We start from the raw sequence: 21,481 nt of genomic DNA, 5'->3' as shown, positions 1-21,481 counted from the left end.
TAGGAGGACCGTAGCTTTTTCCATTTAGATATTTTATCGATGTAACAATTCTTCAATTTCCTTCATGACCTCAAAAGCACCATCACTATGGTTAGAAGGAATGGCGATCTTATATCCACTCTCTGGATAATAAGCAGAATGAAAGCTCACTCCTGGATCATAGCCCATCACATGGTATTTTAGATGACGGCCCTTCCGATTGTTTATCCAAACGCCGTAACCATAGCCTACCCCTTCTTTTACATCGACATGGGTAGTTAATAATTCTTTTGTAAGACCTTCATTCAATAATCGAAAAGCAATGAGAGCTTCCCAGAATTTCACCATGTCAGGTGCTGTTACAAATGCGCCTCCGTCAGATCCACCAATTATCGGGATGGCATACGTATTCGTCCTCCAAGAGCCGTCACTCTCATCAATATAGCCTAGTGCTGTATTTTGCGGAAGACGATCTAAAGAGAAATAACCTGAATCATTCATTCCTGCGGGCTTAAAGATGTTTTCTTCAACATAACGTTGAAAAGTCATTCCAGTTTGCTGCTCGATAATTAAACCTAGCACGATATATCCTGCGTTATTATACCGAAATGCTTCTCCCGGCTGATCGACCATTTCATCATTTTGAAACAGTGGCAGAAAGTCCTGAAGCCTTTTTAGTAGATACATTGGCGTCTGCTTCCAAAGATCTTCAAAGTCTTCCATGACATCCTCATCAAAATAGTCCGGAAGACCCGATGTATGGGTTAACAGGTGATGAATCGTCATATTCTCATTTAAATGAGGAAAAGACACATTCAGACAGTCACTTAGCTTTGTTTCAAAAGATAATCGCTCGTTTTCTACTAACTGAGCAATTGCTATTGCTGTAAACAGTTTGCAACCTGAGGCAATTCCAAATCTCGTAGTCACGTTATTTAATTGCTGTTCTACGCGATTGGCATAGCCAGCAGAAAAGTTGTATTCTATTTCACCTTTTTTAACAACAATAGAACCTGAAAAACCACGATTCCTTATTTGCTGGTCAATAACTTCTTTTTGAAAAAACAACTTCACTAACACCTCTTCGCATTTTTCTACTAAACTTTAACTTTCTATTAAAATTTGCTATTCCCTTTTCTACTCTGATAATTGAGACTACGGAAGTTATTACTTCATTTGTTAATAGTCCAATATAACTATAAATTCAAACTTTTCTATATCTTAAGATAATGAAAACGACTCATGAGTTTCATGCATCTTCCTTATATAATTGTAAATAGATTACATATTAGGAGGAATTTATTTGAGAAAAAAGTTTCTTGCCCCATTTGTTGTGACAACTGCTTTAATCACCGCCTCACTTCCGTATCATAATGTTCTAGCTGAACAGCCTGCTCAAGTGGAAAATCATGCTAAGCAATGGAACGAGAAAGCAAACGTTCCCCTATTTGTAAAAGAAAAACAAGCAGTCAAGCGTTCCTCTACTTCTTCTAATGATGCCTTAACCTTCCTGCAACAAAATAAAGAAAAAATAAAGATTAAAAATCCAAAAGCAAACTTAAAACAGAGCAACTCCGTCAAAGATGAGTTAGGCATGACCCATGTTAGATTTAATCAAACAAAGAATGGTGTACCGGTAGAGGGTGCAGAGATTATTGTTCACTATAATCAGGACAATGAAATTACCGTCGTAAACGGAGCTTATAATGAAGAAGTTGAAGTAAGTAAATTCGATACATCCCCAACACTTTCGACAGAAGATGCCCTGGAGGTCGCAAAATCTTCTACAAGTGCTCCTTCTAATTTGGATCAAGTTCCGACTTCTGAGTTAGTGATTTACCCTTTCGAAGGTAAAAATCATTTAACCTACAAAGTGAATGTAAACTTCTTAGGTGATGAACCTGGTAACTGGTTTGTATTTGTTGATGCAACTTCTGGTAAAGTTGTGGATCAATACAACGCCATTATGGACGCAGGACAGTATAAAACTCAAACCGGTACTGGTACAGGTGTACTTGGTGATCATCGCCTTCTTCACGTGACAAAAAGTAAAGCTGAAAAAGAAGGGATGATTTTTCAACTAGCTGACTATAGTCATGATGGATTAGAAGGAATACTCACCTATGATTACTCTAAAAACTACCTTGATTTATTTTCTAATAACAGTGCTGCATTTAAATCTGAATTTGCAGAACCTGCTGTTGATGCTCATTATAATTCTGAACAAGTCTATGATTATTACTTAAGCGAGCATGGACGTAACTCACTCGACGGTAATGGAATGCCGATTCAATCGGTTGTTCACTATGGCGATAATTACAATAACGCATTCTGGAACGGAACTTACATGGTTTATGGCGATGGTGATGGCGAATTTTTTATTCCCCTCTCTGCTAGCCTGGATGTAGCAGCACATGAAATGACTCACGGAGTAACATCTAATTCAGCTAACCTCATTTACCGTTTCCAATCAGGCGCGCTGAATGAAGCGTTCTCAGATATCTTTGGTGCATTAATCGAAGACTCAGACTGGGAGATTGGAGAAGATATCATGGCACCTGCTGCTGTAGCGGATGGACGCACCTCACTTAGAAGCTTAAGTAATCCGAGTAAATACCCAGTTGGGACGGCTTACGTGCCGTATGGGAATGGTGAAGGTAATTATCCTTCTCATATGGACGAATTCTATGACCTTCCCGCTAGCTTAGATAATGGTGGCGTTCATATTAACTCTTCTATTATTAACCATGCGGCTTACTTAACCGCGCAGGAGATCGGCCGTGATAAGCTTGGACAAATCTATTATCGTGCACTGACACAGTACTTAACGCCTACATCAGATTTTAGTGATGCCCGTCAAGCGATTGTCCAATCAGCTGTTGACCTATATGGAGAAAATAGCACTGAAGTGGTAGCAGCCAGAGGTGGATTTGATTCGGTAGGAATTATGGAATAGCAAGGTTCATAAAAAACAAGCATGCAGAATTTGTCTTCATGCTTGTTTTTCTATGATAGATGTGTTTTACGTATCTAAAAACCCTTTGCCTTTTAATTGTTTCATAGACGTGATGAAATGTAACAGTAATTTTCCTGTATTCGTTAAATCTTTTAAATCAATTACTTCATAAGGAGAGTGCGTATACCTTGAAGGAATAGAGACGCCTCCAGTCGCGATCCCTTCTCCCGTCATATGGATCGCCCCCGCATCAGTACCAATTCCCATAAAAAGCTCCTCTTGATAAGGAATTCCTTCCTCTTTCGCTACACTGATTAGCTGTTGGCTAACTAAGGGATTTGAAATGAGTGATTTATCAGCAAGTTTAATACATGGCCCGCCGCCCAATTTTCTTGTTCCTGTCATGATGACATCATATGTATCACTTGTTGGGGTTGTATCTACAGCAATCGCAAAGTCAGGCTTTACCTTTGCTGCTACCACAGAAGCTCCTCTTAATCCAACTTCTTCTTGCACGGTAAAAGCGAGATAGACATCTCCTCGTTCATTTTTATCCTCTTGTAGTTTACTGATTAATTCAATGAGTATGGCCGTCCCAGCTCGGTCATCTAAAGCCTTCCCCATTGCTTTTGGAGCATATTCTGGCCCTACTTTTTTCAACTGAGTTCCGTAACTTATCGGTTGACCGACTCGAATACCCAGGGCGGCCACTTCTTCCTCATTTAAAGCACCAATGTCGATGTACAACTCCCTATGACTGCTAACTCTTTTAGGATCATCCCACTTAACATAATGAGCAGATATCGTCCCGATGACACCATGTACTGGACCGTTGTCCGATTTAATAACAACTGGTTGAGATAAGAGAATGCGGTTATCGAAGCCCCCAACTACTTCAAACCGTATAAGCCCATTCGATTCAATTTTCTTGACGACAAAGCCAATTTCGTCTGAATGAGCAGCAATCATGAGAGAAGGGTAATCGGAGTTACCATTCATTTTAGCTATGATGTTTCCTAGTGCATCCACTTTACATTCATCAACTTCATCCTTGATAAGGTGAAATACTTTCCTTTGAATGTTCTGTTCAAAGCCAGAGGGGCCAATTGTATCGCATAACTCTTTTAATAAAGTAAACATAAAATAGCTCCTTTTCTTGGAAAATTCCCATAAGGAGAAGCACCTCTTTCATGGAAGTGCTTCTCTCATCTTATTTTGTCAAATACACATTCCAGAACGCATCATCATTCATCGGATGTGGCTCATATCCTTGTACGTAAGACATCTTAGCAAGAGGTGGTGTTGTATGACCTATAAGAGCCCACGGTGCATCCTCATAAAAGACTTCTTGAGCCTCTTTATAGAGCTTAGCTCGCTTTTCTTCATCAAAAGTTGTTCGTGATTCTAGTAAAAGATCGGTAAATTCATCACTCTTATAAAAAGCTCGGTTATTGGCAGGCTTAGTTGCATTTGTTTTACTTAAGTTAGGGAATAAGAAGTTATCTGGATCTGCCATGACCCCTGTCCATCCAAACAAAGCCATATCATGCTCTCCATTACTTGTCTTATCTAGATAAGTGGCCCATTCATAGGTTTGAATTTCTACCTCTACGCCAACTTCAGCTAAATCCGATTGGATCGCTTCCGCAATCTTTAACGGCTGGGGCATATATGGTCGAGGATTGCTCATCCCCCAAAGTTCGGTTTTAAAACCATCTTCAAAACCTGCCTCCGCTAACAATTGTTTCGCTTTCTCAGGATCATACTCATACCCTTCTATATCCTCATTGTATCCCCAAAGAGAAGGTGGAATTGGATTAACGGCTTTTTCAGCCATACCGTTATAAAACGCATCAATAATCGAATCTTTATTAATCGCATAGTTTAATGCCTTCCGTACTTTTGGATCATCAAACGGTTCTTTTTCCATATTGAATGCTAAATAACCAATGTTAAAGCCTGGCCTTTTAATCAAATCAAGATTACCATCAGCCTCAACAGCTCCAGCATCATCAGGACTTAGTCCGTCAATCATATCAACTTCGCCAGTTTGTAAGGCCGTAAATCGAGAAGAATTGTCTGGTATCACTCTAAAGATGAGCTGATCTAGATGAGGAATATCTTTCACATAATAATCTTCATTTTTCACAAGTTGAATCTTGTCATTTCTTGACCAGCTTTCAAATTTAAACGGACCAGTTCCAACCGGATGTTCATTAAAAGTATCACCATATTTTTGAACTGCTTCTGGGCTCGCAATACCAAACATCGGTATCGCCAAATAACTAATAAAAGGCGCGGTCGGTTCTGTTAATTTTATTTCGACCGTATACTCGTCCAAGGCTTTAACATGCTGAATCTTATGGTCTTTATCCCCTTTAAATCCACCATACAGGAAAGAATAGTATGTAAACTCTCCATTATGTTCAGGATGATTAGGGTCCATCCATCGCTCAAAATTGTAGACAACCGCATCCGCATTAAAATCCGTTCCATCATGGAACTTTACGCCCTCACGAAGTTTCAATGTCCACGTTAACTCATCTTTTCCAAGCTCATACTCTGTCGCGAGACCCGGTTGGAGTTCTAAATTTTCATCATACTTAAATAACGTCTCAAAAATATTGTGAGTTACTCGAGTGGATTCACCATCAGTCACATTAATCGCATCCAATGATAACGAATCTGCCCCTCTAGCAAAAATAAGCGTGCCACCATCTTTAGGTTCTCCACCATCACCTGAATCAGAAGCTGAATTATTTCCTCCAGAACAAGCCGTCATCAGTACAAGCACAAGTGTCAAAACGGCTATGATACCTTTTTTCATCTTTACTCCCCCTATTATTTGTACTTATCTCCCTAAAGGATGTCGTGCGTATTTTTAAAAATGTCAAATTGATAGGTTGTATTCACCTTTCGAATCCCTGGTATGTCATAAAGTTTGTATACCATAAGCCGAATATCTTCTTGATTCGGTAAATTCGTTTGAATCATTAATGGATATTCTCCAGACGTAAGCGTAATATAGCGAACCTCTTTATATTCCTTCATGACTGCCACAACCTCTTGCAGGCGGCTCGGTTCAACGTCTACTTGAAAAATTGCTGCCACTTTCACCCCCACCGCTACCGGATCCACAATGCCGACAACTTTGAGAACCTCAGCATCGACTAGCTTCTTATATCTCAAGCGAACTGTTTTCTCTGTTACTTGTAACTCTTCAGCAATATCTTTGAATGACATGCGACCGTCGTGCGATAAACAAACAATTAATCCTCTATCAAGCTCATCTAATTCCATCTCCCTTACCTCCAATCAAAAAGATTACACAGAACAAACATAACTACCATTTTAGTAACAAAATTATTTTAATAACGACGAATAACGGTACTTAATTCGTATTTTTTACCTCAAAATGGATTAAAGGTAGTTTAAACCATATTTAGAATTTTCTCAATAGTAAACATGAATTCTCTTTCCAAAAATTGAGTTCAGAACCACCAATTATATGACTATATTCCTGATTACGGAAAGGAGGTTCCAATCTTTTCATCTAACTATTAAACTTATACATGAACCTCTATCACAAAAGCATTTGAACTCTTTGATGCACTAATGATCGTTTATTATTATGATTTGAAAACATTGTAAAAAGTTGGATTATCACACTTGTTTTCGGGGTAAAAAAGGACTACATAACGGACAATTTAATAGAAAAGGGGCGGTAGATCAGTGAAACTGTTACATACACAATCCTTGCGTAACGGTATTGAACAAAATACAAAACAACTGGAAACTCAGATGGAACAACTTCAACAGCTTGAAAATAGCATTCATGATTTTATAAGTCTGGAGAATGCTTTTAATGGAAAGGGTGGAAAAGCCATTCGTCTTTTCTATCAAGACTGGCATGTTCCACTTGTTGAATACTTCCAACTTTCATTAAAGCAATATCAGCAAAAACTATATGATTTAGTGCAAGCAACGGATGCACTTGAGCCTGCAGAAGATGGGATGATACGGGAAGATTTTCTCGATGGCAACTTAACGAATGGGTTAAAAAGTACAGAAACAAATACCATTAGTTTAGTAGATGATGTAAATGCTAGCATTTCAACGGTAAGTGATATTGTCTCTATCCCAAAACTGAATGATCAAGACTTCCTAAACCACGTACAGCATGCTAGAAATGAAATGGATGAAACCATACACGATTTACACCAATTTGACCAACGCCAAACATCTCACCTAGATGAAATGAAGAAAGACATCCAACAGATCACTCAATATATTAATGAAATGAAAGGCTTAATGATCGGGGGTAAGATCAACCTATCAACCTTTCAATCTGGACAACTGGATCACCTCCAACAATACCAACAACTAAAAGTTTCGCTTGAGCAGAAACAGCAGCAAGAACTATTGTCGATGTTTGGTAATTATTTAACGACTTTCTGGAATATATTTGGTAAAAGTTTCACCTCAAGCTCTCCTACTTATTCTTACGAGCTGTTAAAAGGATATGAACGAGATTTCGCTGGGCTTGCTGAGCTAAGTGGAGCGGATCATCCTAATGCTCAAGAATTTGTTGATGGTACACATCAGGTGGCTAAAGGAAAAGAAATGGATTTATCCATGCTAGAAGAGATGGATGGCGTAGCAATTGAGACATTCAATTTGCGTGGTGTTCCAATGAATTATGCGATTATCAATGATCGTCTCGTTATTTTTAGAAATGAGCCAGATTTGTGGTATTACACGCAGAACACAGAGTACGGTTTAACTGAAGAGATCTTCGGCCAGATCGGCAAAACCACAGCTAGTGCCTTTGGTGAATACTTTATCGGAAAAGGAGCGAGTAAAATTCCAGGCGCTTCTGCATTAAATAACAAAATGGGGAATATGCCAGACATTCCAGGCACTGGCGCTAATTCTGGAGATCTATTAAAAGAACAAGCTTCAGAATCCATTCAGAAGCAAATCCCTTTCTGGAAAGAGATTGTTTCAGCAGAAGTACCAAAGTCTGGTACGAAACAGGTTCTCGTCTACATCGGAGGAGATGGAGAGAATTGGGATCGCCGTGCTATGATCACACTGAGTCCTGACGGCGTTGTTTCGATTGATGATTGGTATGTTGGTGAACAGAGTGAAACGGTGAAAAAAGACAAAGCGGAAACCACCTTTAGCGATTTATGGAACTGGGCAACAGACACCGTTGATGAAAACAACAGTACAAAGGTAACCGAGACGCAAAAGGAAGCAATCAACAAATACGGTTTATCAGAAGGTCAAGAGCTAACGCCTGGTGGTGGGTATGATCTTAATCAGATCCAAAATGATGAAGGGTTAACGATTCATACGACGACGATTGACGAGCAGCCAATTAATTACACGGTGGTTGGCGGAGACCTCGTGATTATCCCTGATAATCCTGACCTTTATTTCTCTCAAACGACCATCGATCATAATGCGTTAACACAAAACATGGGAGATTATGCAAAAAAGATCGCAGAAAGTGCTGGAAATAAAGCGATTGGTGAGGTTGCTGGTCGCGTTCCTGGAGCAGATCATCTTGATGGTTGGCTACAAGGAACACCTGAAGTACCTTTAACTGGTAAGTCGGCTGGTGAATTGATCACAAGTACATCTTCCAAAACACTTCAATCCAATATTCCAGGGTGGGAGAAAATCGTCAATGCACCAGTTCCATCTAGTGGAGAAAAGCAGGTCCTTCTTCAAATTAGTAACGATGGAAAAGAAATCAGTGGCACAAAGCTTTTTTATTTAAAAAAGGATGGAACAGTTGAGCTAAGATAAGGACAAAACAATTTAAATCAGGAGAATTCACTTATGAAAAAAATCTTTTTATTACTACTAACACTCTTTATCGTAGGCGGATGTAATGCAAATGGACAGTCGGTTGAAGATGAGTTCAATCAATATAACAATGAAGATCGCATTGCCCTATTTGAGAAATCCGAAAAAATCTCAGATATGGGAGCAAAGCTCATTGAAAAATATTCACAGCCTGAAAAAGCTCAAACCTACGTGGATGAAGAAATTCTTCCCTTGTTAAAGGATGTCAAATCGCAGGCTGATAATGTTAATGAAAAGCTTGAAACGAAGGAAGTGCAGGAATTGCATCAGCTATTTCTTGATCAGGTTGCAACCTTAACCGATATGTTTGAACTGCAGTCCGACATGCTGGAACTTCAAGTCCCTCCTGTCAGTGAAGAAGATCAACAAAAAACAGAAGAGCTCTATCCAGAACTTCAACAATTATCTAATGAGGTTGACGAGATTGGCCAGAACTATAGTGAAAAACGAAAAGAACTAGAGAAAAAATATGAAAGCTCATAAGAGATCACTTCAAGCGATCTCTTATACATAGAGGATTTATTTATGACTTTTATTTTTCGTATCCTAGCATCCTTTCTTTCAGCAATCAGCATGTCCTTCCTCTTAAGTACAACAGTTTATTTATTCGATCAAGAGGAAACGCAGTTGATCCTCTCAGATATCATGCTATATGCCTACTTGATGCTACCATTTTTTCTATTAATCGGAATACCTGTTTCTCTTTTGATAGATTGGTATTTAACGAAAATTAGGAAGAAAACTTATCTTTATCATATTTTATCTTACAGTACTGTAGGCATCTTCCTTACGTTAATCGTACTATTCACTTTTCCAGGTGGACGAATGATTGAATGGTTCATTAGTTTCAGTGTTCTTACTGTTTGTGCATTGATTTATTTTCATTTTCTATATCTATTAAAAAAATGGTTCATCTTTTATAAAAACATTCCTCTAAAATCGTAGCTACATCATTTCATACTGAATAAGGAGAAAACAAATGAAAGTCCGTACGTTTTTTATTTGCACACTTATCTTTATACTAACGGCCTGTAGCTCGAATAATGTAGCTACCCAGGAACAGCCTTCTGCGCCGAAGAAAGAAAGCAGTGAATCAACCAACAAACAGCCTATCCTTAAAGAAGAGGTTAACCTTTCCGTTTCGTTGGATTCTCTAAAAAAAATGAGTGGTGGAACACTTACAAATGATCTAAGCTACGAAGAAGATAGCAGTGAACTTGAAACAAATCCTGAGTTACCTTCTTCATTATCAGCAAAACTACCAGACTCGTTAGAAAAGCTATCTAAAGAAGCGAATAAACTAAAAGATTATCAAAAAGGGCTTCTAACGCTTCTTTCAAGCCCAAACTATCCAACAGCCATAGAAAAGGCAGAGAAATATGAATCTCCATTCGAAGAACCATATCTTCCGGATCCGACTGTTCAAAAAGAAGATAATCAGGAAGCACCTAAAAAAGCAATCATTCTTCTTGACGCAAGCTCGAGCATGCTGTTAGAGAGCAACGGTGAACAGAAAATGACGACGGCTAAGAAAGCTGTGAAAAGCTTTGCTCAAACGATTGGAAACGATAGTGATGTTTCGCTCCTAGTTTACGGGCATAAAGGCTCTGAAGCAGATGAAGATAAGCAGCTCTCCTGCACAGGAATTGAAGAGGTCTATCCGATGGCCTCCTATGAAAAAGCGGAATTTCAGAAGTCTATAAATGCATTTGAAAGTAAAGGCTGGACCCCTTTAGCGGCAGCCATTGAAAAAGCGGATAAAATGAGCCAAACCTATGACTCCGCGACAACCATTTACATCGTTAGTGATGGAGCCGAAACATGTGATGGCGATCCAGTAGCTGCCAGTAAAAAGTTAAGTGCCAATGGCCATACTGTGAATATCATTGGATTTGATGTGGATGCAGAAGCGGAAAACCAGCTAAAGGAAGTAGCTGATGCTGGAAACGGAGAATACTTTCAAGCAGACAGTCCAGATGACTTAAAGCAAACGATTGAATACGAATGGCTGCCTTCTATGGGTGATCTCGCCTGGGCACATACGATGGCCCCGAACGGATGGGAAATATCTGATGAATACAAGAAAGCAGAACAAGCGCCTAGAGAATTGTTTCATATTTCAAAGCGTGAAGCGTTCCGAATCGATGAAGCGATCAAGATGATGGAAGAGAACGGATGGATGACAGATCAACAAGCAACCGAATTGAAAGATTGGAATAATGAGAGAAGAAACGCATTCTATGAACTGTATCAACAGCTTGGAGAAGAGAATCGCGACAAAGTAAATACACAAGCGGAACAGATTCGAAAGGATATTCAAGATTGGGTTGAGAACATGGAAAAATTGAAAGAGGAAAGTGGAAATTGATTAGGAAAGCATCTGCCACCATAGCAGATGCTTTTTCATTGTCGAAAAACCCATTGAAAAATCCGTTCGTCACCCCCTTTTACACTAGCCTTTCAACGCATTAAAATGCTATAATGACAATATTTTAAATATTAAAATAAAGGAAGGCGTTTTGGTCATGAGGTACGGATTTGCCAAGAGAGTACAGCATCTTCAATCATCTGCGGTACGAGATATACTAAAAATCACGAATAAAGGAGATGTTATTTCATTTGCGGGAGGATTACCAGATGACGAACTTTTCCCTGTAGAAGCCGTACAACATGCGTTCACAAAGACATTTGAGTCTGGTGGAAAAGCATTTCAATACGACGCCACAGAGGGCTATGCCCCGCTTCGTGAAGTGCTTGTCGATCGTATGGGTAAGAAAGGAATCGCTTCAAGCGTAGATGATATTATGCTCACTACTGGCTCTCAGCAAGCCATCGATTTATTTGCACGGGTCATGTTCAACCCAGGTGACATCGTTCTTACTGAAAACCCTACCTATCTAGCAGCTGTTCAGGTGTTTCAATCCTATGAAGTAAAGATTATCCCAGTTGAGACGGATGAGCATGGGATGGTCCCTGAGGATCTAGATGATAAAATGAAAAAGTACAAGCCAAAGTGTGTGTACGTTGTCCCTACCTTCTCTAATCCAATGGGAAAAGTATGGTCGTTAGAAAGACGACAGCATCTATTAGAAACGGCCATTCAAAAAAAAGTGATCATTTTTGAAGATGATCCGTATGGTGAAATCAAATTTGATAGCAGCCAAACGTATACACCAATTTCAGCATTAGACGATGGATCGCACACTGTCTATACAAGCACCTTTTCGAAAACGGTGGTCCCAGCGTTACGAACAGGATGGATCAAAGGGCCTCATCAAATTATCCGTATCATGGCGCAGGCAAAGCAAGCTGCCGATTTGCATTCAAACTCTTTAGCCCATCATGCGCTATACCACCTTTGCACCGACTTTGATTTGAACGGGCACATAAAAAACTTAAGACGAACGTATTATGATCGCATGAAAGTGATGCAGCGTTTGCTTGATCAAGCGGAGCTACCTGGTCTTTCTTATACGGTTCCTAAAGGTGGGATGTTCTTTTGGGTAGAATTACCGGAAGACATTGATACGACCCTTTTATTAAATACAGCTGTAAAAAAAGGCGCTGCCTACGTTCCTGGCGCACCTTTCTATGTAGCAGATGCAAAGCAAAATACAATGCGATTGAATTTCACGCATTCCACTCAGGATAAAATTGAGAAAGGGATGGGGATATTGGTTGAGGTATTTCAAGAGGCAGCCTCTATGGAACACGAGTATCAAAAGACCAACTAAAAAGAGCCGCAATGGCTCTTTTTAGTTGATTTGAGAGAGTTTACAAATTCTACGCTCTTTCATTCGTACTTCAAGCTATTGAATTACGATCATCCCTCTCCTTTTCACTTCCTTTAACCACGAGGGATACTCATTAAACAGACGATTATATAGCTCCTCGTCACTCACCTTATCTAAATCATCAAACGGAAAGAAATCGGCGTTATCTAGGAGTCTACCAGGCAAGTCATCTAGTTTCTGTAAGATACCATAGTTCGCTTTCCCAATCCCGATAAACTGCCAGAAAATATTTTCACTCGAGGCTTTCTTTAGGAGCGAGGAAATTTCGGCGTCTTTGTAGATCCCTCCGTCACTAAAGAATAGGACATAGGTTGGCAAATCGTCGCGCGGTTCTTCCTTTGTGTATTTTTTTAAAATGTCTTTTATCACACCCGGTTCATTATTACCGACTCCTAAACCTCGAAAGAACTTTGGTGCAGGATATGTACGCTTCACATAATCTTCAAAGTCATCTTCTGTCACACTTGGCGCTCTCATCGAACGATCTCCAAAAAACCAGACGTCGAGTACGCCGTCATCATCCATATGGGCTGCAACAGCTAACGCTCGTTCGAATGCTCGCTGTACGGTTCCTTTTTTAAAAAGATTCGCCATCGAACCAGAAGCATCAATGACAACAGCCACTCTTGCTTTCTCATGCTCAATGTTTTTCTTTTTTAAGGAAATCACCACTTGCTTCTTTAGGAGATCAATTTTAGTTAAATTGATTTTAGGAGGCGCCTCCTTGACCTCTACTTCAGCTTCCTCATCCTCTACCGTAACACCATGCGCTTCAGCGAGCGGCTTTAGGCCGCCGTTAAACCCTCTTCCTACCCCCCGTAATTTAAATGTCCCCTTATAACGATACAACTCCGCAACAACTATCGCTTTCTCTTCTTTCGCGTCAGTGACATCGTAGCGAACTTCCGTTGCTCCAGATGAAGCGACTAACGTGCAGCCCTCAACGTCTTGAAACGTACTCGGTCCATCAATCGTGGCAGTAAAAACACATTTTTCGATTTGAGAAGGAAGCTCGTCTAGCATTATCTGGAATGAAACCGACTTATCATTCAACTGCTGAAACTGAACCGCGCGTGAAGGATCAGCGGATTGATTATAGAAAACCATGTAATCATCATTCGGAACTTTTCCATTCTCTCCTACTAAAAAACACGAAATATCCACATCGTGAAATGAACGAAGCCATTCCATCTTCACCTCAACCTGACCTTCTTGAGCTATTGGAGCGTTGCCTCCCGTTTGGAGTGCAAGTGATTGTACAGCCATCGTGATCCTCCCTATGATTGGTTTATGGTTCAATTATAGCAAGAAAGCATTGTCAAATTAGGGAAATAGCGAAACTTTTAATCAGAAAAAAAGAACCAAGAGAATGGTTCTCTTGGTTCACAGAATGATTTAGTAAGCTCCATCCGAATAAGTCAGCTCATAGCTATGAGAGTAGATCTCGAAAATGTTGCCAAATGGATCTTCTACATAGACCATGCGATATGGTTTCTCGCCTGGATAGTACTCACGGATTGGCATGCGCTGTTTCCCACCGTGCTGGACGATTTTTTCAACCATTCCTTCGACATCAGGATCCTGAATACAGAAATGGAAAATGCCTGTCTTCCAATATTCGAAGTTGTTTTCTGGCTTTTCGTTTTCTGGAAACTCAAACATTTCAACCCCAATTTTATCACCTGTTGAAAGGTGAGCAATTCGAAACGTATCCCAATCGTCGCCAAAGACGTCACGGCACATTTGACCGATTGCTGAATCATCATTTTGTACATCAGATGGCTCCATTAAAATATACCAACCGAATACTTCCTTATAAAATTTAATCGCCTCTTCAAGATTTGGTACAGATAGGCCAATATGAGAAAAACTTCGTGGATATGGTAACATAGTTTTGTACTCCTCCTTAGTGATGTTCATGATTATGTTCTGACAACACACGTTTATTATACTGAGGACCAAAACATCATGTAAGACCGCACTTTTTTGTGCGATACTAACCAAAAGGTAAGAAAGGAGTCAATCCATGATGACTTCTCCAGTCGACCAAAACGGAAAATTGAAATGCTCGATTGAATATACACTAAAGAAAATCGGTGGCAAATGGAAAACCGTCATCTTGTGGCACCTCTGTGTTGATGGCAGTTTTCGCTACAATGAATTACGCCGGTTGCTACCAGGTGTCACACATAAAGTGATGAGTCAGCAGCTAAAGGAATTAGAAGAGGAAGGATTCATTGACCGCAAACAACAAAATACCGTTCCCCCAAAAGTGGAGTATTCGATAACGGTAAAAGGAAAAACGTTAATGCCAATTTTAGAGCAGATGCATTTGTGGGGGACAGAGAATCAAAAATAATAAGTGCCTCTTCCTCCTAGTTAGCAAGGGGTGACAAGCACCTTCTTTCATTGATTATCCTGACTCTTATTTTGAAATCTCGTAAATATCCTCTTCACTCGCCACTAATGCCTTTGACACTACTGTCGTAAAAAGGGACACGTCAAGAATACCAGGTATTTCTCTGAGCGTTGTTTCAAGTTGGACACTCTCCTGCCCCTCCTCAAACCACACATCAACTAAAAAGTTTCCATAATCGGTAACTGTATAGCCATCCTTCGCAGAACTTGAACGCACTTCTGCCTTTCCATCCATTTCTCCCACTTTCTTTAACACAAATGCGAATGAATCCCGTAGAATCTCTAGCACGACTGGATGCTTGTAAGTTAACTCAGGAACAACTTTCGAATCATCAACGAGCAAGATATAGTTCCTCGCCATTTTAGCAATGAGTTTTTCTTGCGTATGAATGCCTCCCCCGCTCTTCAGCGCATGCAACTTCTCATCCACCTCATCACACCCATCAAATGCAACATCTATTTCATCAACGGTACTTATTGGTAACACTTCGAGTCCCTGATTTACGCATAGATGCATCGTTTTGAGAGATGGCGTTACGACTTTTACGTTTAACTTTTCTTCCTTAATAAAGTCAATTAAATATCCAATTGTACTTCCACCACCAAGACCGATGATGGTTTCGTTTGTTATGTATGCTAGCGCTGCTTTGGCACACTTTTGTTTAACATTCATTTTGACACCTTACCTTTTTTCAGAGTTTAACTTTTTGTAAGAAAGTTAGCCTTGGTTGGTTTTATTGCACCAAATGAGAAGTTAAAAAGTTGAGAAGTACTCGTCATAATCATCCTTCTAGCAAGATATACTTAAACGGGCTATCAAACATGTATAGGAGGGGTTTTATAGTGAGAATGGGGGTTTGGTTTCTTAAATTGGCAGCTCTTTATTTCCTAATTGGAGTAAGTATGGGAATAGTGATGGAGATGATGGAGGATCACAGTTTGGCAGGGGCTCACGCTCATATTAACCTACTAGGTTGGGCTTCCATGGGCTTATTTGGTTTTATCTATCTTCTATTCCCGAAAGCTAGTGAAACACGTTTAGCAAAACTTCATTTCTGGCTTTACAATGTATCATTCCCTCTATTCATGCTTGGACTATCTTTCTTCCTTTCCGGCAATACCTCTCTAAACGTTCTGCTCATGATCTTCCCAAACCTTCTTGTCATAAGTGTCATCTTGTTCGTTATAAACATGTTTTTAAATGTGAAAGCAGAAGACGTTACTCAATTGCTTAAGAAAAGCGGAAATACGTCACTCTAATTTCATATAGGAGCTCAAGAGTAAAAACATAGTTAACAGATCAAGTTTCCAATTGGTAACTCGATCTGTTAATTCATTCGATCCACCTAAGGACGAATGATAAAAAGCCCCTTCCATAAGTATATTTTCTATTTATTAGCTGAACCTATTGTAGATATGAAGTAGAAGTTAACTTTTTGGGTTGAAAGGAATGTAACTATGAAAGCTGTTACTTATCAAGGAAAACAATCTGTAAGTGTAAAAGAAGTGGAAGATCCTAAAATTCAAGATGCTCAGGATGTCATTATTAAAGTGACATCAACGGCGATTTGTGGGTCGGACTTGCATCTTTACCAGGGAAACTTCCCTCTTCCCGTCGGTTATGTCATAGGGCATGAACCGATGGGAATCGTCGAGGAAACCGGATCAGATGTAACAGCAGTGAAAAAGGGAGATCGCGTTGTCATTCCTTTCACTGTCGCTTGTGGCCAATGTCACTATTGCAATCACCACCTCGAGAGTCAATGCGATAACTCAAATCCTCATTATGATTCAGGAGGGTTATTAGGTTATTCCGAAAAGTTTGGTAACTATCCAGGTGGCCAAGCGCAATACTTAAGAGTTCCCTATGGCAACTATACACCATTTCTTATTCCTCAAGATTGTGAATTAGAGGACGAGCAGTTACTCTTTCTATCAGATGTACTGCCAACGGCTTATTGGAGTGTGGAACACGCCGGTGTTAAAAAGGGAGATACTGTGATCGTCCTTGGTTGCGGACCTGTAGGGCTGATGGCACAACAATTTGCCTGGAAAAAAGGTGCGGAACGTGTGATCGCGGTCGATTACCTTACGTACAGGTTACATCATTCTAAAAAAATGAATCAGACCGAAATTTTTGATTTCACAAAGTATGATGATATGGGGGAAACATTAAAGGAAATCACTAAAGGTGGAGCCGACGTTGTTATTGACTGCGTTGGCATGGATGGAAAGAAATCTCCGCTCGAATTTGTGGAACAAAAGTTAAAGTTACAAGGAGGAACCATTGGACCCATTCAAATTGCTACTAAGGCAGTAAGAAAATGTGGAACAGTTCAATTCACTGGGGTATATGGGGGCTTATATAACATGTTTCCATTAGGTGCTTTTTTCTCAAGAAACGTTACCTTGAAAATGGGTCAAGCTCCTGCTAGAGGGTACATGCCTGAAATCTACAAACAAATCGTAAAAGGAGAAATTGATCCTACTGCAATCATTACGCATAAACTCCCATTACAAGAGGCGGCCCATGGATATAAAATTTTTAATAATCGTGAGGAAGATTGTATTAAAGTAATATTAAAACCGTAAAAAAACAGGGCTAACGAAAAGTCCTGTTTTTTTTTTTTGCGAAACTTTTCCAAAGCTAAAAACCCTCATTTCAATGAAAAATGCGGCCATCAGATCTAAGTTCGTTCGGCAAGAGACAGGCGGGGGCGCGTTGCTCGAAACCACTGGAAACAAAGTATAAAGATAAGAATAATATCAATGGCATCTCCTCCGTAATACATCAGCATTGCCCCGCTTTCTGCTTGTTCCTTAGGGACGCCTAAAGGTGGATAAGCATAGATATATTTTGTTAGAATACCGGGACCAGCTAAAGCAATGATGAAAACAACAGAGCGATACCAAAACGAAAATCGGTGAGGTCTTGGATCGATATAGATGATGGAGATGGTAAACAGATAACCGGCAATAAATACATGAAAGTGTACGATGAGATGAACCCATATGCTTTCATGCATAAGAGAATAGAGATTGGTCGTATACAAAAACCAGAGCCCGCCTATATTGAGAATGGATGCAACAATGGGGTTTGTAACAAAGCGTGATGGCAAGCTTTGTAGCACCTTTGAGACTTTTCTTGCTGTAGCCGTAGGTAATGTTCGAAGCATAAGCGTAACTGGGGCAGCAAGTGCCATAAGCAATAGCGCAAGCATCCCTACTAACAAATGACCAACCATGTGCGCTGTAAAGTTCATATGACCAAGACTTGCCACCGGACCAGCTACTGCAAGAATGGCAAATATAGCGCCTAAAATCCAACAAGTTATTCGATACATCGGCCATTGTTTATATCTTTGATTTGAGCGAATCACTGCCAAAATATATAAAATCAATACAATTGCAAAAGGCAATGCTAACAGGATTTGAGGAACGATTCCTATTACATCTGGATGGGTACTATGATTAGCCTCGCCCATCAACGACTCTCTTTTCTCCCCTTGTCCTTTTTAAAAGGAAAAGCCCAGCGAGGATCATGATAACTGCCGATCCATTCCACACAAGATCATATTTCATAATATTTTCTACATAACGTATCTGGTGGATTTGCATCAGCTTGTGTTGAATGGTTCCATCATATAGTTGAAAACCACCAGCTCCTAATAAAACACCGCTCCACCAACGCTTAAGACTGAACACGCCTCTCCTTCTAAGATCCGCTAATATAAAAAGGCCTCCAATAGTCGCAAACCAACTAAATGCGTGAAAAAGCCCATCTGAAATCAGTCCTATATCCGTAGTAGACTTATCATAGAAATGATGCCAACGTAGCAATTGATGGAAAAGCAACTCATCTAAAAAGGCGGCAAGACCAACTCCAAATAGTAACCCCGACCAAAGATTGCGATTTTCACTAAATACCTGACGTTTCGCTCCCGTGGATTTAGTTGTCATCTTTTTACTCCTTTATTCGATAATCATATTACTCACTAAATTTTACCACGAACTAAATCTTAATAAACTAAAACCATACCAACATGTCTCAGTACATTTCTAGCATAATAAGACCATTTACGTAAGACTTTACAAATGAATCTTCTTTGCCTTCTATGCTAAAATGATGAAACTTGCTTGTACTCCACTAAAGATTGAACGTGAAACCTACACCGTAATTAAAGGAGACGTGTCCATGAAGAAAACAATCTTACTTGTTGTTGCCTTTACTGTTGGTTATTTGTTCGATCTTATGAATATACCAGCTGGATGGCTACTGGGGGCTATGCTAGTCGGGGCATTTTACAGACTCGTTATTGATGATATTTCCTATCCTAATTTTCTTTTTGATCTTGCTTTAGCGATCATTGGTATAAGCATTAGCCTTAGTATTAAAGTCAAAATGTTTAAAGAGGTCACAAGCTACATACTCCCACTCTTTGTCTCGATCACGATCTTGTTAGTTGCCAGTTGGATACTAGGGAAAGTTTTGGCAAAGTATTCAAACCTTGACGGTAAAACGGCTTTGTTCTGCTGTTTACCTGCCGGGGCTTCTGTGATGATGGCACTCAGTCGAGAATATAAAGCAAATCTCGGCATGGTCGCTGCCTTTCAAACAGTTCGTATTATGATGCTCGTCTCTACAATACCACTCGTTGCTGGATTTATGACTTCCTTTATCCCAACTGAAGAGGTTCAAGGTAAAGCAATTAAAACCGCTTCACAAGTAGACATGCCAGGGTGGCTCGCACTGATCTTCTACCTTATACTAATCGGGCTCACTCTCCTATTATCCAAAAAATGGCGGATCCCAATCGCTCCCTTTCTTTATGCGATCATCGTTGGTTTTCTTTTCCACACGTTCATACAGCCCCTCCCTTCAGTGCCAAACCTTGGTGTGGGGATCGGGATGGCTATGTTGGGGGTCATTATTGGCACACGGTTCGATCGAAGTTCACTCGTAGAAATCAAAAATATTGGATGGACGAGTGCGGGAATTTTGCTAGCTTTCTTCTTATTAACTTTCGTCGTCACCTTTGTGTTTTATCTCATGACACCACTTGATTTCATAACGAGCTTACTAGCCATTGTTCCAGCAGGAGCACCACAAATGTCTTCGGTTGCTGCCTCTCTTCAGCTAGACGCAAGTATTGTCGCTGCCATGCAAGTCATTCGCTTGCTTGTACTCGTTTTAATCATTCCGATGCTTGTACCTTTTCTTGTTTCCGGGAATCGGGGTGACGGTTCTCACGATTCATCCTCCGCAAAATAAAAAGGTTCCGTTCATCAAGACTGATGAATGGAACCTTTTTAAAATCATTTGTATATTCCCAGCGAACAAGCTATGAAGATAAACAACCTCAGTAACTCTAGGTTATTCTATTATTTCTTTTCTTCTAAGAAGTTACGCATATACTGGTTAACCACGTTTGGTTTCTCATGATGCGGAGCATGACTTACGCCTTCCATACGATGAATTGTAAGGTCACGAACATAGTCCCCTAATCCATCTAAATTACTGTTTTCAAAAGCTGGATCGGCATCGCCCCAAATGATTAGCGTTGGCGAATCAAACATGTGATACGAAAGATCGAGCGGTTTTTGCACATGCTCTTCGAACGGATAGAAGGAGATAGCGCGGTAATAGTTAAGCATGGACTTCATCGCATCTGGCTGCGTCCATGCCTCTACATATTTCTCTTCATCCGCGTCAGTTAAATACCCTTTTTTCTTCCCTGGAATCGTCATCATCTTTCTTAATCGTTCTGCCTTATTTTCAAGCAGCGCTTCATGAGAATCTGCCTGTTGGAAAAATCCCATATAACGACTCGCTTCTCGCTGTCCTGGATTCTCTTTAAGCTCCCGTCTAAATGTATACGGATGAGGCGCATCAAACATAATCAACTTCTTCACATATTCAGGTGCGGTGTAAGCCAACGTCCACGCAACCGCTCCCCCCCAGTCATGAGCGACTAAAACACAGTCTTTTTCTCCAAAAGCTTCAATTAGCAGCTTGACATCTTCAACCAGAATGGACAGATCGTAGGAGGAAACCCCCTCAGGCTTGTCAGATACGTTGTACCCTCTCATATCCACAGCAACCACGCGATAATCCTTTGAAAACTCTTCCATCTGATGATGCCAGTTGTACCAGAAATAAGGGAAACCATGGAGAAACAGCATCAGTTCTCCTTCTCCTTCTGAAACGTAATGAAGGTTCACATCATTCACTTTTACAAAGCCTTCGTTCATCATTTCATCATCCTTCCTGCAATTATTTCTATCAACGAGAAACATTACTCTTCTTCCCAATCATTCGCAATTAAGAGGTCTATTTTTATGAAAAATTAGGTAATACAACCTAAAAGGCGAGTGAGAAAAAGCGGATGTTATTTTTAAAACGTAGAAAACGCTAACTGCATACAGTTAGCGTTTTCTAGTTTATTTTAGGGGAATG

Annotated in this window: 20 protein-coding genes; 10 read left to right on the top strand and 10 right to left on the bottom strand. The window is 40.0% G+C overall.

Annotated features, from left to right (window positions below; genetic code table 11):
* Positions 1–33: 33 nt before the first annotated feature.
* Entirely contained in the window at positions 34–1,053 is a 1,020-nt protein-coding gene (locus tag PQ511_RS17195; protein WP_273853153.1) for a serine hydrolase domain-containing protein, read from the bottom strand.
* Between the two features lie 229 nt (positions 1,054–1,282).
* Between PQ511_RS17195 and PQ511_RS17190 the strand changes: the two genes are divergently transcribed.
* On the top strand, positions 1,283–2,935 hold the full coding sequence (locus tag PQ511_RS17190) for a M4 family metallopeptidase (RefSeq protein WP_273853152.1): 1,653 nt from the start codon (positions 1,283–1,285) through the stop codon (positions 2,933–2,935).
* Positions 2,936–3,001: 66 nt separating this feature from the next.
* On the opposite strand, the gene PQ511_RS17185 is transcribed toward PQ511_RS17190, so the two are convergent.
* From PQ511_RS17185 to PQ511_RS17175, 3 genes are all read right to left on the bottom strand, one after another.
* Entirely contained in the window at positions 3,002–4,075 is a 1,074-nt protein-coding gene (locus tag PQ511_RS17185; RefSeq protein ID WP_273853151.1) for a M42 family metallopeptidase, read from the bottom strand.
* A gap of 70 nt (positions 4,076–4,145) precedes the next feature.
* Positions 4,146–5,762, bottom strand: a complete 1,617-nt coding sequence (locus PQ511_RS17180) for an ABC transporter substrate-binding protein (RefSeq protein WP_273853150.1) — start codon at positions 5,760–5,762, stop codon at positions 4,146–4,148.
* Positions 5,763–5,794: 32 nt separating this feature from the next.
* Positions 5,795–6,235 carry an Lrp/AsnC family transcriptional regulator gene (locus tag PQ511_RS17175; protein ID WP_165997453.1) on the bottom strand — a complete coding sequence of 147 codons (441 nt, stop codon included), beginning with the start codon at positions 6,233–6,235 and terminating at the stop codon, positions 5,795–5,797.
* A gap of 432 nt (positions 6,236–6,667) precedes the next feature.
* On the opposite strand from PQ511_RS17175, the gene PQ511_RS17170 reads away from it, so the two are divergent.
* The 5 genes from PQ511_RS17170 (at position 6,668) to PQ511_RS17150 (ending at position 12,546) form a co-directional block, all read left to right on the top strand.
* Positions 6,668–8,752, top strand: a complete 2,085-nt coding sequence (locus PQ511_RS17170; RefSeq protein WP_273853149.1) for a ribonuclease YeeF family protein — start codon at positions 6,668–6,670, stop codon at positions 8,750–8,752.
* Positions 8,753–8,785: 33 nt separating this feature from the next.
* Positions 8,786–9,295, top strand: coding sequence for a hypothetical protein (locus tag PQ511_RS17165; protein WP_273853148.1), 510 nt, complete (start codon positions 8,786–8,788; stop codon positions 9,293–9,295).
* Between the two features lie 42 nt (positions 9,296–9,337).
* Positions 9,338–9,757: a hypothetical protein gene (locus PQ511_RS17160; protein WP_273853147.1), complete on the top strand. Its 420-nt coding sequence runs from the start codon at positions 9,338–9,340 to the stop codon at positions 9,755–9,757.
* A gap of 34 nt (positions 9,758–9,791) precedes the next feature.
* On the top strand, positions 9,792–11,180 hold the full coding sequence (locus PQ511_RS17155) for a vWA domain-containing protein (protein ID WP_273853146.1): 1,389 nt from the start codon (positions 9,792–9,794) through the stop codon (positions 11,178–11,180).
* Positions 11,181–11,337: 157 nt separating this feature from the next.
* The gene (locus PQ511_RS17150; RefSeq protein WP_273853145.1) at positions 11,338–12,546 is read left to right on the top strand and encodes an aminotransferase-like domain-containing protein; all 1,209 of its coding nucleotides are present in this window, start codon (positions 11,338–11,340) and stop codon (positions 12,544–12,546) included.
* Between the two features lie 75 nt (positions 12,547–12,621).
* Here PQ511_RS17150 and PQ511_RS17145 read toward each other — a convergent pair whose 3' ends face one another.
* A complete protein-coding gene (locus tag PQ511_RS17145) occupies positions 12,622–13,872 on the bottom strand; it encodes a VWA domain-containing protein (RefSeq protein WP_273853144.1) in 1,251 nt (416 codons plus the stop codon).
* A gap of 129 nt (positions 13,873–14,001) precedes the next feature.
* Positions 14,002–14,496, bottom strand: a complete 495-nt coding sequence (locus PQ511_RS17140) for a lactoylglutathione lyase family protein (protein WP_098444693.1) — start codon at positions 14,494–14,496, stop codon at positions 14,002–14,004.
* Between the two features lie 139 nt (positions 14,497–14,635).
* Between PQ511_RS17140 and PQ511_RS17135 the strand changes: the two genes are divergently transcribed.
* A complete protein-coding gene (locus PQ511_RS17135; RefSeq protein ID WP_273853143.1) occupies positions 14,636–14,965 on the top strand; it encodes a winged helix-turn-helix transcriptional regulator in 330 nt (109 codons plus the stop codon).
* Between the two features lie 66 nt (positions 14,966–15,031).
* Here the strand turns inward: PQ511_RS17135 and rpiA are convergent, their stop codons facing one another.
* A complete protein-coding gene (rpiA, locus tag PQ511_RS17130) occupies positions 15,032–15,697 on the bottom strand; it encodes a ribose 5-phosphate isomerase A (RefSeq protein WP_273853142.1) in 666 nt (221 codons plus the stop codon).
* A 176-nt stretch (positions 15,698–15,873) separates the two neighbouring features.
* Between rpiA and PQ511_RS17125 the strand changes: the two genes are divergently transcribed.
* Together PQ511_RS17125 and PQ511_RS17120 are read left to right on the top strand one after the other, a co-directional pair.
* On the top strand, positions 15,874–16,284 hold the full coding sequence (locus tag PQ511_RS17125) for a cbb3-type cytochrome c oxidase subunit I (RefSeq protein WP_273853248.1): 411 nt from the start codon (positions 15,874–15,876) through the stop codon (positions 16,282–16,284).
* A 198-nt stretch (positions 16,285–16,482) separates the two neighbouring features.
* Positions 16,483–17,616 (top strand): zinc-dependent alcohol dehydrogenase, encoded by a 1,134-nt coding sequence (locus PQ511_RS17120; RefSeq protein WP_273853141.1) that lies wholly within the window; start codon positions 16,483–16,485, stop codon positions 17,614–17,616.
* Between the two features lie 95 nt (positions 17,617–17,711).
* On the opposite strand, the gene PQ511_RS17115 is transcribed toward PQ511_RS17120, so the two are convergent.
* Both PQ511_RS17115 and PQ511_RS17110 read right to left on the bottom strand, forming a co-directional pair.
* On the bottom strand, positions 17,712–18,509 hold the full coding sequence (locus PQ511_RS17115) for a cytochrome c oxidase assembly protein (RefSeq protein ID WP_273853140.1): 798 nt from the start codon (positions 18,507–18,509) through the stop codon (positions 17,712–17,714).
* On the bottom strand, positions 18,496–18,984 hold the full coding sequence (locus tag PQ511_RS17110) for a DUF2243 domain-containing protein (protein WP_273853139.1): 489 nt from the start codon (positions 18,982–18,984) through the stop codon (positions 18,496–18,498). The genes PQ511_RS17115 and PQ511_RS17110 overlap by 14 nt, the downstream gene beginning before the upstream one ends.
* A gap of 235 nt (positions 18,985–19,219) precedes the next feature.
* Here PQ511_RS17110 and PQ511_RS17105 point away from each other — a divergent pair, with 235 nt between their 5' ends.
* Entirely contained in the window at positions 19,220–20,296 is a 1,077-nt protein-coding gene (locus PQ511_RS17105; protein ID WP_273853138.1) for an AbrB family transcriptional regulator, read from the top strand.
* A 110-nt stretch (positions 20,297–20,406) separates the two neighbouring features.
* Here the strand turns inward: PQ511_RS17105 and PQ511_RS17100 are convergent, their stop codons facing one another.
* Positions 20,407–21,276, bottom strand: coding sequence for an alpha/beta fold hydrolase (locus tag PQ511_RS17100; RefSeq protein ID WP_273853137.1), 870 nt, complete (start codon positions 21,274–21,276; stop codon positions 20,407–20,409).
* Between the last annotated feature and the right edge of the window lie 205 nt (positions 21,277–21,481).

Source organism: Guptibacillus spartinae (assembly GCF_028610625.1).
Lineage (GTDB): Bacteria > Bacillota > Bacilli > Bacillales > Guptibacillaceae > Guptibacillus > Guptibacillus spartinae.
This window is presented reverse-complemented; position numbering and strand designations above follow the sequence as displayed.

Coding starts and splice junctions, on each gene's coding strand:
- PQ511_RS17185 (WP_273853151.1), bottom strand. CDS start 4,075: ATGTTTACTTTATTAAAAGAGTTATGCGATACAATTGGCCCCTCTGGC.
- PQ511_RS17180 (WP_273853150.1), bottom strand. CDS start 5,762: ATGAAAAAAGGTATCATAGCCGTTTTGACACTTGTGCTTGTACTGATG.
- PQ511_RS17175 (WP_165997453.1), bottom strand. CDS start 6,235: ATGGAATTAGATGAGCTTGATAGAGGATTAATTGTTTGTTTATCGCAC.
- PQ511_RS17165 (WP_273853148.1), top strand. CDS start 8,786: ATGAAAAAAATCTTTTTATTACTACTAACACTCTTTATCGTAGGCGGA.
- PQ511_RS17160 (WP_273853147.1), top strand. CDS start 9,338: ATGACTTTTATTTTTCGTATCCTAGCATCCTTTCTTTCAGCAATCAGC.
- PQ511_RS17155 (WP_273853146.1), top strand. CDS start 9,792: ATGAAAGTCCGTACGTTTTTTATTTGCACACTTATCTTTATACTAACG.
- PQ511_RS17150 (WP_273853145.1), top strand. CDS start 11,338: ATGAGGTACGGATTTGCCAAGAGAGTACAGCATCTTCAATCATCTGCG.
- PQ511_RS17145 (WP_273853144.1), bottom strand. CDS start 13,872: ATGGCTGTACAATCACTTGCACTCCAAACGGGAGGCAACGCTCCAATA.
- PQ511_RS17140 (WP_098444693.1), bottom strand. CDS start 14,496: ATGTTACCATATCCACGAAGTTTTTCTCATATTGGCCTATCTGTACCA.
- PQ511_RS17135 (WP_273853143.1), top strand. CDS start 14,636: ATGACTTCTCCAGTCGACCAAAACGGAAAATTGAAATGCTCGATTGAA.
- rpiA (WP_273853142.1), bottom strand. CDS start 15,697: ATGAATGTTAAACAAAAGTGTGCCAAAGCAGCGCTAGCATACATAACA.
- PQ511_RS17125 (WP_273853248.1), top strand. CDS start 15,874: ATGGGGGTTTGGTTTCTTAAATTGGCAGCTCTTTATTTCCTAATTGGA.
- PQ511_RS17120 (WP_273853141.1), top strand. CDS start 16,483: ATGAAAGCTGTTACTTATCAAGGAAAACAATCTGTAAGTGTAAAAGAA.
- PQ511_RS17115 (WP_273853140.1), bottom strand. CDS start 18,509: ATGGGCGAGGCTAATCATAGTACCCATCCAGATGTAATAGGAATCGTT.
- PQ511_RS17110 (WP_273853139.1), bottom strand. CDS start 18,984: ATGACAACTAAATCCACGGGAGCGAAACGTCAGGTATTTAGTGAAAAT.
- PQ511_RS17105 (WP_273853138.1), top strand. CDS start 19,220: ATGAAGAAAACAATCTTACTTGTTGTTGCCTTTACTGTTGGTTATTTG.
- PQ511_RS17100 (WP_273853137.1), bottom strand. CDS start 21,276: ATGAACGAAGGCTTTGTAAAAGTGAATGATGTGAACCTTCATTACGTT.